The following is a 10,593-nucleotide window of genomic DNA, read 5'->3' as shown; positions in this document are numbered from 1 at the left end:
TGGATTGCCTGAAATTGCATCATCGGACTGGGTGCCGTGGCGGCGGGCTTTCTGGCCTTCCTCCACCGACCTCCAGTCCATTGGAAGTCGTCATACAAATCTTGGGTAATGCACTCCCTACCCGAATGCCCCGGTCGGGCGCAAGCTCTTTGTGCATAAAATTGCACCCAAAAAAATCGGGAGTGAGAAACCTTGGAACCGCTTTCGCAAATCCGAAAGGGCTTGGCTCCCCGGTGTCCCACGACCTCCGGGGTGAACGAGGCGCTGCGCCGGAAGCGACGCCCCCTCATTCGGAGTGGTCGCTCGGAATCGTCTCGACCGCGGGGCCCTTCGCTGGAAGCCATTGCCGGAGACCCGGAAACGAGTCCAGATTCCGGGTAACCCGTTTGTCCGCATGGGAAGAAAATCCGTCCGCCTGCTGCTCATGCTGTCCGCCATCCTGACCGGGTGGTCGCCAGTACGAGGCGCATCGTACTTGAACCGCATCTGGCAAACCGGCGACGGCCTGCCGAGCAATTCGGTCAATGGCGTTGTGCGGGACCGCGAAGGCTTCCTCTGGCTCGCCACCGGCAACGGCGTGGCGCGTTTCGACGGCCTGCGCTTCGAGCTGCACTCGATCGTCGACGGCCTTCCGGACACGATGATCCACTCGCTGCACCTCGACCGCAGCGGCCGGATCTGGGTGGGCACGCGGCGCGGTGCCGCCTATCGCGAAAACGGCAAATGGCTCATTCCCCAAGGAATTCCCAACGAGCAAATCTACTCGCTGGGCGAGGCTCAGGACGGCTCGATCTGGCTCGGCACCTATACCGAGTGCTGGCGCTGGTCGCAGGGCAAGGCCACCCGCGTCGATCTCGGTGACATCCCCGCGGACACCCGGTCGTTCCTCGACGATGGCTACGGCGGGCTGTGGATCCTGACCCGCGGTCATCTCTGCCGATGGTCACCGGACCAGCCGGGAGTTGCCCGCGTGGTGCCCGGCCCGTGGAGCGGCTACGACCTGCGCGACCTGTGCCGCGATGCCCAGGGCCGCATGATCGTCTGCGGCACCGGCCTGCTGCTGCGCGAAAGCGAGGACGGCTGGGAAAACCTCGGCGACTCCATGCCCGGCGGCCCCGGGGCAAATCTCGTCTGCACCACCGGACCGGATGGCGTGCTATGGATCGCCACCCGTGACCGCGGCGTGATGCTGCTCGACCATGGCAAGTGGTCGACCATCGATTCGACCACGCAGCTCTCGCTGGATGATGTGCGCTCGCTGCTGATCGATGACGAGGGACTAGTCTGGCTGGGCACCAATGGCGGTGGCCTGGATCTCTTGCGCCGCCGGATGTTTGAGAGCTACGCGGCCAAGGAAGGGCTGGGACGCACGGTCACCTCGGCGCTGGTGATCGATCGCGCCGGAACGGTGTGGGTGGGCACGGACGGGGGCGGGATCTTCCGCCACCGCGACGACCGCTTCGTGCCGGCATTTCCTTCACTCGCGCTCCCGGGCAAGGGCCTGATCTGGTCCCTCTGCGCCACCGGCGATGGCACACTTTGGGCCGGCACCTATCGCGAAGGCTTGCTGAAGATCCGCGGCGACACCTTGGAATCCATCGCATTGCCTGCTGCGGCGGCGGACAAGGAAGTCTCCGCGCTCCATGAGATGCACGACGGCACGCTGCTGGCGGGCGTCCAGGGGACAGGCGTGTTGCGCTGGGCTGACGGGAAGTTTGACCCTGCCTTTGAGGGACCCTCCGCTCACGAGCTTCCCTTCCACGATGTGCTCGAAGACCGCAAGGGTCAGGTCTGGGCAGCGTGCGGTTCCCACGGGCTGTGGCGGCGGGTGGGCAACGTGTGGAACCGCGCCGGGGAAGGGGACGGCAAGGACGTGCTCAATGCGGTCGCTCTGTTAGAGGGACGCGCTGGCGAGCTCTGGATCGGCACGCTGGGCCAGGGCCTGGTCCGCTATCAGGACGGTCAACAGGTCCGCTGGGGCATGGAAAAGGGCCTCCTCAGCGACTCCATCGTCCAGATCCAGGAAGACGAACGAAGGAATCTCTGGCTCGGCAGCGCGGCCGGCCTGCAGCGCGTTTCGCGCGATGAACTGGAATCCGGCACGCGCCTCACCGGCATCCGGCTCGGACGCGAGGACGGCCTGCCCACGCCGCAATTCAGCGGCGAACACGGCAACCTGTGCGCGAAAGCGAGCGATGGCACCCTGTGGTTCTCGCTCGCTTCCGGGGCCATCCACCTGGATCCGAAGAACTTCACGACCTCACCGCGCGCGCCCTCGGTGCGGATCGAGTCCGCGGCCACCGACCATGGGACCGTGTGGGACCGGAGTGTTTCATCGGCGGGCGATGGCATCGTGGTCGCTCCGGGTTCGGGGACCCTGCGGATCCGTTTCACGTCCGCGGAGTTCGTCGCTCCGGAGCGAGTCCGCTTCCGCTGCCGGATGGACGGCGTGGAGGAGGGATGGCAGGAGATCGAGGGTGCCCGCACCGTCAGCTACGCGTCGCTGCCGCCGGGCAACTACCGCTTCGACCTCATGGTCGCCGGGCGCGATGGGTCGTGGGGTCCGAAAGCCGCCACCATCCAAGTACGACAGGAGCCGTACTTCTGGCAACGCCTCGGCTTCCAGCTCGCCGCCATGGTCGCCACCGTCACCTCGCTGGTCTTCGTCGTTTACAAGTGGTCGCGACGGCGGCTGCGACGGAAGGTCGAGGCGCTGCGCCAGGAACGTCGCGTGGAAATGGAACGCGCCCGCATCGCCCGCGACCTGCACGATGACCTCGGCGCCAGCCTCACCGAGATCAATTTCCTCGGCACGCTGGCCGGCGGCGCGATGCAGGAAGGCCCGCCGCGTGACAAGGTGCTCGGCATGGTGGAACGTGCCCGCCACATGGCGAAGTCGCTCGATGAAATCGTGTGGACCGTCAACCCGCACAACGACACGCTTTCCTCCACCGTCCACTACCTGTGCTCTCGGGTCCGGGAAAGTCTCACCGCCGCCGGCATCCGCTGCCGGCTGGAGGTCGACGAAGACCTGCCCGAGTGCACGCTCGACTCCCAACAGCGCCACCACCTGCTGATGACCGTGAACGAAGCCGTGAACAACGCGATGAAGCACTCGCGTGCCACCGAAGTCGGGTTGACGCTGCGATTCACGGACAACCGCCTGCTCGTGGACATCGCCGACAATGGCAAGGGCTTCGATCCCGACACCGCCGCCGCGGCGGAAAGGAACGGCTTGCTCAATATGCAACGCCGCATGGAATCTGCGGGCGGCACCGTTCAAATCACCCCCGCAGCTACCGGCACGGTCGTCGCCGTCGAACTTCCACTCTCTCTCACGCTCCCGAAATGAACCGCATCGCCATCGTCGAAGACAACACGACCGTCCGCGCCAGCCTCGCCGAATTGGTCGAGTCGATCCCGGGTTGCGAATGCGTGGGCAGCTTCGCCACGGGCGAGGAAGGCCTGCGGCGGATCCCGAAGCTGATGCCCGACCTGGTGATGATGGACATTCACTTGCCGAATCTTTCCGGCATCGAGTGCACCGCCAAGCTCAAGCAACAGCTCCCCGAACTGCGGGTGCTCATCCTCACGGTCTATGAAGACGGCGACAAGATCTTCGACGCTCTCAAGGCCGGCGCGAGCGGCTACATCCTCAAGCGCAGCAAGCCGCAGGACATCATCGAGGCGATCCGCGAGATCCTCGCCGGCGGTGCGCCGATGACGCCGGAGATCGCGCTCAAGGTGGTCGAGTCATTCCGCAAACCCGCCGCAGCAGCTTCCACCGAAACGACCAGCCTCTCCCGCCGGGAAACCGAGGTCCTCCAGGGACTCGCTAAAGGTTTGGCCAACAAGGAGATCGCAGACCAATTGTCGATGGGGGTCGAGACCGTCCGCTGGCACCTCAAGCAGATTTACGAGAAGCTCCACGTCCGCTGCCGCACCGAGGCGGCTCTGAAGTTCCTGGGGATGCAGGAAGGCGGCGGATCCTAAAAGACTGGCACTCCCGCAGGCTTGCCGAAACATCTCCGCGCTGACATCGGTAACGGGTCTCGCCATGAAACCGCTGCTCGCGCTCTGCTGCCTCGTGACCGCCCTCTCCGCCGCCGATGACTGGAAGCCCCTGTGGCCCGGCGAGGCTCCCGGTGCCAAGCGCCCGCCGGCGGGCTCGGAGACCGTCACCGACGGCTGGCGCTACGGCGACATTGAGGTGCCCCAGTACATCGTCCATCCCGCCCCCGCCGAGAAGCGCACGGGGCAGGCGGTGGTCATCTTTCCCGGCGGCGGCTACGGCATCCTCGCGATGAACCACGAGGGCCACGACTACGCGAAATGGCTCAACGAGCGCGGCATCACCGGCGTGGTGGTGAAGTACCGCGTCAGCGGCAAGCCCGAGCTCGGCTACCAGTTTCCGGTGCCGTTCCTGGATGCCCGCCGCGCCATCCGCACGGTCCGCGCGAATGCCAAGGAGTGGGGCGTCGACCCCGCGAAGGTGGGCGTGATGGGTTCCTCCGCCGGCGGCCATCTCGCGAGCCTCTGCACCACGCGCTTCGCCGACACCTTCCCGGAGGAGGGCAAGGACGAGATCGACAAGCTCAGCGCCCGGCCGGATTTCTCGATCCTGGTTTACCCGGTCATCAGCATGGGCCCGAATGCCCACGGCGGGTCCCGGACCAACCTGTTAGGCAAAGCACCGACGCCGGAGATGATGGAGAAATGCTCGACCGAAAAGCAGGTGAGCAAGGAAACGCCACCGGTCTTCCTGCTCACCACCGCGGATGATTTTGTCGACTGCCGCAACAGCTTCGACTTCGCCGCCGCCTGCAAGGCCAATGGCGTGCCGGTCAGCCTGCACTGCTTCGAAAAGGGCGGCCACGGCTACGGACTGAAGGGCAAGGGCGACCTCGCGACGTGGCCGGCCTTGCTCGACACCTGGCTGAAGCGCTGACCCCGGAAATGTAGGTAGGCGCGCTCGTAAGAGCGCGGGAGCAAGGGTGGAGCCCGCTTTGCTCGTGGCTTCCGCGGCGTCACCACCGCGCCTACGGAAGGTCGCTCGGGAGCCGTCCGGTTCAAAACGAGCCTCTCGGCAATTTTGAGACTTGGACTTCCGGCCCGGACGCGACCACCTTCCGCGGCGTGGACCCTGCCGCCACCGCCCTTGTCCCGCTCGACGGCCTGACGCCGGCGGAAGTGGCTGCCTCGCTCGCGCACCTGCCGGGGCTGGTGTTCTTCGACACAGCGGGAAACCTGCCCGCCAGCTACGGCGCGCCGGTCTCGATCATCGCCGCCCGGCCGCGGGAGGTGCTCAGCGGCTCGATCCACGAGGCGGCGGATCGCGAGAAGCTTCGGGCAGCGCTGGCGAAGGGCGCTTCCTCGCCCGCGCCGGACCGCGGCTTTCCGCTCGGCGGCCTGTGCGGATGGATCGGCTACGATGGCGAATTCGTGTTCGGAGATTTCCCGGAAATGCTGGTCCATGACCACCGGAGCGGCCGCTGGCACGAGACTGGCCGGCTTTCGGCGGAACGTCGCCCGGCTCCGATGCCGCGTCCCGAGATCGGGCCGTTCCGCGCCTTGATGGAGCGGGAAACTTTCCTCGATGCGGTGCGATGCATCCACGAGTGGATCGCGGCGGGCGACATCTATCAGGTGAATCTGTCCCAGGCGTTCGTGGCGGAGGTCCGCGGACCGCATCTCTATGGCCTCTACGAGACGCTGCGCGAATGCTCCCCTGCTCCGCTTGCGGCCTTCCTTTCGCTCGGCGGGAAGGAAATCCTGTCGTCGTCGCCGGAAACCTTCTTGCGGCTGTCCGGCCGGGGGATCGAGACGCGGCCGATCAAGGGCACACGCCCCCGTTTCGCCGATCCCGATGAGGACCGGCGGTCCGCCTACGAGCTCCAGACCAGCCCGAAGGAGATCGCCGAGCTGGTGATGATCACCGACCTGCTGCGCAACGACCTCGGCCAGGTCTGTGAATTCGGCAGCGTGCAGGTCGCTGAGATGCTCCAGCTCGAGACGCTCGGACAGGTCCACCACCTCGTCTCAACCGTGACCGGCAGGCTGCGCAGCGAGGTCGATCACGCCGCGGCACTGGCGGCCTGCTTTCCCGGTGGCAGCATCACGGGCGCGCCGAAGAAGCGCGCCATGGAGATCATCGCGGAGCTGGAAGAAGTCCCGCGCGGCGTCTATTGCGGCGCGCTCGGCTATCTCGGCTATCACGGCGAAAGCCAGTTCAACATCGTCATCCGCACGCTGGTCCGTGACGGCGACACGCTGAGCTACCACGTCGGCGCCGGCATCGTGGCCGACTCGGATCCGGAGAAGGAATACGACGAGACACTGCACAAGGCCGCCGGAATCCGGCTGGCGGTGGAGCGGTTCACGCGGCGCTGAAATGAACTGGAAGCGGCTTTTGCTCGCAGTTTTCGGGGATCCGCGCCGGCTCCCCGACCACGTAGCGGTCCTGGAGGGGAACGAGGCTTGGGTAGATGATGCGGCCAAGGTCAGCCAACTACGACAAGTTCCGTACTTCCCAGGATCCGCCACTCCCCTTCCTCAAGGTCATTAGGCAAGGCCAGTCCGCCGATCGACACTCGCTTGAGCGCCACGACATGATTCCCCGCGGCGGCGAACATCCGCCGCACTTGGTGATAACGTCCTTCCTCCAAGGTGATCCGCGCTTCCTTTTCTCCAAGCACCTCGAGCGCCGCAGGCAACAGCGGCTTGTCTTCGCCGCGCAGGATGAGTTCGCCGCCGGAGAAGAGCGCGGCCTCGTGCCCCTCCAAGGGCCGGTCGAGCGTGACCTGATAGGTTTTCGGTACGTGGTGCTTCGGGCTTATCAGCCGGTGAAGGAGCTGGCCATCATCGGTCATCAGCAGCAGGCCGGTGGTATCTTTGTCGAGCCGGCCGACCGGACTAAGCACCGGGTTCCGCAGGGCGTAGCGCACCGGCAGCAGGTCGTAGATCGTGTCGCCGGGATCCTCCGTGCTGCACGTATAGCCCGCGGGCTTGTGGAACATCAGCGTGAGCGGCGCGGGATGATCGAGTGGTTCGCCCTTGAAGAGGATCTCGGCGTGCGGCGGGAAATCCTTCGTGCCGAGGACCCGGCCGCGGATGTCGGTCACCACGCCCTTGCGGAGGTGGCTTTCGACCTGGCTGCGCGAGCCGTAGCCGAGGTTGGCGAGCAGTTTGACCAGCTTCATCTGCGGAAATCGTTGGTGGTTCCCATCCGCTTCTCCGCGAACAAGAGCTTGTAGGTGGCGTTCTCGAGCGGCTTGCGCCAGACCAATCCGAGCGCTTCGAGTTCCGGTTCGTAGGGGAGCTGGCGGTTCGCCACCAGAAACAATCGTCCGCCGGTGCGCAGCGCCGCGGCGGCGGTGCGGAGAAAGGCCTTCCCCAAGTAAAGGTCGGACGTTTGCCCGGTGTGGAAGGGCGGGTTGCTCACGATCGTCTCGTACTTCCCCGGCAGGCCGGCGGCCACGTCGTGCCAGTGAAACTCGAAGTTGCCTTCGCCGAGATTCTTGCGCGCACAGGCCAGCGCCCGTGCATCCGCCTCGAACAGGTGGATCGCCTTCACGCCGGAGCAGCCATCGGCCACCGCCTTGGAAAGATAGCCCCAGCCCGCGCCAAGATCGGCCACCGTACCGCGCAGGCTCTTCGGCAAGTTCGCCGCGAGCAAGGCCGAGCCGGGATCGATGTGATCCGCGCTGAAGACACCCGCTTCCACCACGAAGCCGTCCACCTCCCGCGGTTCACCGAGCGCGCGCCAACTCGCGAGCAAGCCCTCGTCCCAAGTGCCGTCCTTCACCGCATGAAAGACGCGGCACTTGTGTTTCGAGAGAGTGGCGATCTTGCCGGTCGCTTTCTCCAGCTCCTTCTCAAAGCGCTGCGCGCCCGCCGTGTTGGCCATCGCCACCACCAGCGTGCCGCCGTTTTCTAACAAATCATGCGCCTTCGCGAGGGCCGCGAGCGTCTCGTCCTTCGACTTGCCTGGCAGCAGCATCACCAGCGGCCACGTGCCGACGGGCTCGTCCACCCGGGCAAAGCCCGCCTTCTCCCAGGCGTCCGCCAGCGGCTTGAGCGGCTGCCAACCGGTGACCTGTGGCCAATCCTTCAAATCCGGATGCGGCTCCGCGCCAAGGAACAAGGCCCGCGACGGCACCGCGATCTCCCCTTGGGAAAATGGCAGCATCAGGGTTTCCAAGGCGGGGCTCACGCCGCGGACGATGCACGCTTGATATGGGTCCTGCGAAGCCTGAAATCTCCCCACAGATGAATGACAATGCCTGCCGCTGGATGGAGTCGCTCGCCGGGTCAGTGACCTTCCAGGGCGATGTCCACGGGAATCTCCGGCGGCTGGCCAAACCCGGGCATCCGGTCATTCAAGTCGGCGACCTCGGCGCGGGGTTCGTATCACCCACGGCCTTCCGCGAAAAGGTAACGAAGCGCGAGGACTTCCGGTTCATCCGCGGCAATCACGACGATCCGGCGATCTGTCGCCGTGATCCACGCTATCTCGGCGACTGGGGTACCGCTCGCGGCATCTTCTGGGTTTCGGGAGCCTTCAGCATCGATCGCGGATGGCGCATCGAAGGCCGCGACTGGTGGCCGGAGGAGGAACTGAGTGCCGCGCAAATGCAAGCTGCCTTCGACGCCTACGCCGAAGCGCGACCACGCCTGATGATTTCCCACGATGGTCCCGCGAGCCTGTTCGCCGGGGGCGGGCCGATGGCATTGCTGTTCTTTACGCCTTCCTCCACTGCCACGCTGTTGCAGGCGATGCTCGACCACCACAGGCCGGAGGCATGGATCTTCGGCCACCATCACGTCAGCCGCGATTTCTTCTTCAAGGGTACTCGCTTCCGCTGCCTCGCCGAGTTCGGCGCCCTGACACTTGAGTTCCGTAAAGACGGCTCGTTCTCATGGCCGAACGATTGATGACCGCTAGTGGCAGGTCCCGAAATGGATCACGTCTCACCGATATCCTCGTTCCACACCGTTGGATTCGCCTCGATGAAGCGGCGCATGAGGTCCACGCACTTCGGGCTTTGCACGACCTCGATCTGGACGCCGCGGCTCTTTAGCAGCTCCTCCTCGCCCATGAAGGTCTGGTTCTCGCCGATGATCACCCGCGGGATGCCGTAGAGCAGGATCGCACCGCTGCACATCGGGCAAGGCGAGAGCGTGGTGTAGAGCGTGCACTCGCGATAGATGTGGGCAGGCAGGCGGCCGGCATTCTGGAGGGCATCCATCTCGCCATGGAGGATGGGATTGCCCTGCTGCATCCGGCGGTTGTGCCCGCGGCCAAGGATGATACCCTGCCGCACGAGCACACTGCCGATGGGGATACCGCCTTCGGAGAGGCCGGCGGCGGCCTCCGAGATGGCGGCTTGAAGAAAGGGATCCATGGCGTTAGTCTGCTCTGTTGAAAGGCCGTCCGTCACCCTCCGGCACGGCGCCTGCTGAAATCACCCCCACCTTAGCGAATCCCATGCCTAAAGTAAGACTTTCTGGAACCGTGCTCGGCCACGATGACCCCGGCCGCGCGGTCCGTGCCCGCCTCCTCTATCTGCTTTTTGGAGCCGGTTGGGACATCTACAATTCCAACGGCGACCAGCGCATCACGCTTTCCAACATCGAGCGCAAGATCATCGAGGCCGACTCCTTCGTGTTCACGCCCGGCGCGACGCTGGAAGACATGTTCAAGGCGATCTCGATCTTCGTCGGCTACCAAACGCTCGACCGCAACCTGGCCGGCAAGCCGACGGTCATCCTCAATACCGACTTCTCTTGGGACCCGTTTTTCTCGGTGCTCGACCACCTGAACAAGATGGGGACCATCAAGCAGGACCACCGGGACTTCCTGCTCACGGCGGAAGACCCGGAAGGCGTGTTGAAAACACTGGAGCTGGGCCGCGAGAAGGGCATCCCGGATGCCGGCCGCCACAAGATCGGCGAGTGTAATGGCACTTCCTTCGAAAACGCTGTGCCCCCCGACTACGCCGGGAACGTCTGCGTCTTTTGCTCGGCGACCCTTGAAGACCCGTCCTACCTCGCCGATGGCCGCGAACTCGGTCGCCTGCTCGCCGTGAACCGCCTCGGCTGCGTCTCCGGCGCCGGCCGCTCCGGCATCATGGGCGCCGTGGTCGAAGGCTCGGTCGGTGCCGGCGGCTGGACCGCGGGCTCGAATGTACCGCACATCATCGAGCTCGAAGGCCTGCCTGACGGTCTGTCCAGCTTCTGGCTGCGGCCCGATATTTACACCCGCATGGAGGTGATGATGGAGAACTCGAACGCCTTCGTAATTTTCCCCGGTGGGGCCGGCACCGTCCAGGAGCTGCTCGCGCTGATGATCTTCAAACACCAGCAAAACCCGCTCATGACCGGCAAGCCAGTGGTGCTTTTCAACCGCTCCAATGCCGCCGGGGTGCGCTTCTGGGACCCGCTCATCAATCTCCTCAGCAACATGTGCAAACCAGGCGATTTCGTGGTGGCCAACGAGCTCGACGACATCCTGCCGGCGATCCGCCTCGGTCTGCCACAACGTGAAACTGTCGCTGTCTAACGGACCGGCCCTGCTGATATTGTGGAATGCAT

The 10,593-nt window shown here is 65.1% G+C and carries 9 protein-coding genes; 6 read left to right on the top strand and 3 right to left on the bottom strand.

Translation table 11 applies throughout. The features are described from left to right. Window positions 1–394: 394 nt before the first annotated feature. From OKA05_RS05600 to pabB, 4 genes are all read left to right on the top strand, one after another. Entirely contained in the window at window positions 395–3,352 is a 2,958-nt protein-coding gene (locus OKA05_RS05600) for a sensor histidine kinase (RefSeq protein WP_264486127.1), read from the top strand. Next, entirely contained in the window at window positions 3,349–3,993 is a 645-nt protein-coding gene (locus OKA05_RS05595; protein ID WP_264486126.1) for a response regulator, read from the top strand. The genes OKA05_RS05600 and OKA05_RS05595 overlap by 4 nt, the downstream gene beginning before the upstream one ends. A 64-nt stretch (window positions 3,994–4,057) precedes the next feature. After that, window positions 4,058–4,948 (top strand): alpha/beta hydrolase, encoded by an 891-nt coding sequence (locus OKA05_RS05590; protein ID WP_264486125.1) that lies wholly within the window; start codon window positions 4,058–4,060, stop codon window positions 4,946–4,948. Window positions 4,949–5,136: 188 nt separating this feature from the next. Further along, the gene (gene pabB, locus OKA05_RS05585) at window positions 5,137–6,390 is read left to right on the top strand and encodes an aminodeoxychorismate synthase component I (protein ID WP_264486124.1); all 1,254 of its coding nucleotides are present in this window, start codon (window positions 5,137–5,139) and stop codon (window positions 6,388–6,390) included. A gap of 110 nt (window positions 6,391–6,500) precedes the next feature. Here the strand turns inward: pabB and OKA05_RS05580 are convergent, their stop codons facing one another. Both OKA05_RS05580 and OKA05_RS05575 read right to left on the bottom strand, forming a co-directional pair. Next, a complete protein-coding gene (locus OKA05_RS05580; protein ID WP_264486123.1) occupies window positions 6,501–7,199 on the bottom strand; it encodes a pseudouridine synthase in 699 nt (232 codons plus the stop codon). Beyond that, window positions 7,196–8,212, bottom strand: coding sequence for a class I SAM-dependent methyltransferase (locus OKA05_RS05575; protein WP_264486122.1), 1,017 nt, complete (start codon window positions 8,210–8,212; stop codon window positions 7,196–7,198). Before OKA05_RS05575 ends, OKA05_RS05580 begins: the two co-directional genes overlap by 4 nt. A gap of 56 nt (window positions 8,213–8,268) precedes the next feature. On the opposite strand from OKA05_RS05575, the gene OKA05_RS05570 reads away from it, so the two are divergent. Continuing rightward, window positions 8,269–8,934: a metallophosphoesterase family protein gene (locus OKA05_RS05570; RefSeq protein WP_264486121.1), complete on the top strand. Its 666-nt coding sequence runs from the start codon at window positions 8,269–8,271 to the stop codon at window positions 8,932–8,934. A gap of 29 nt (window positions 8,935–8,963) precedes the next feature. Here OKA05_RS05570 and OKA05_RS05565 read toward each other — a convergent pair whose 3' ends face one another. Continuing rightward, window positions 8,964–9,404, bottom strand: coding sequence for a nucleoside deaminase (locus OKA05_RS05565; RefSeq protein WP_264486120.1), 441 nt, complete (start codon window positions 9,402–9,404; stop codon window positions 8,964–8,966). Window positions 9,405–9,487: 83 nt separating this feature from the next. Here OKA05_RS05565 and OKA05_RS05560 point away from each other — a divergent pair, with 83 nt between their 5' ends. Further along, window positions 9,488–10,561, top strand: a complete 1,074-nt coding sequence (locus tag OKA05_RS05560) for an LOG family protein (protein ID WP_264486119.1) — start codon at window positions 9,488–9,490, stop codon at window positions 10,559–10,561. Window positions 10,562–10,593 lie beyond the last annotated feature (32 nt).

The organism is Luteolibacter arcticus (assembly GCF_025950235.1).
GTDB lineage: Bacteria > Verrucomicrobiota > Verrucomicrobiia > Verrucomicrobiales > Akkermansiaceae > Haloferula > Haloferula arctica.
The sequence above is the reverse complement of the archived record's forward strand: the minus strand, read 5'-3'. Positions and strand labels throughout refer to the sequence as shown.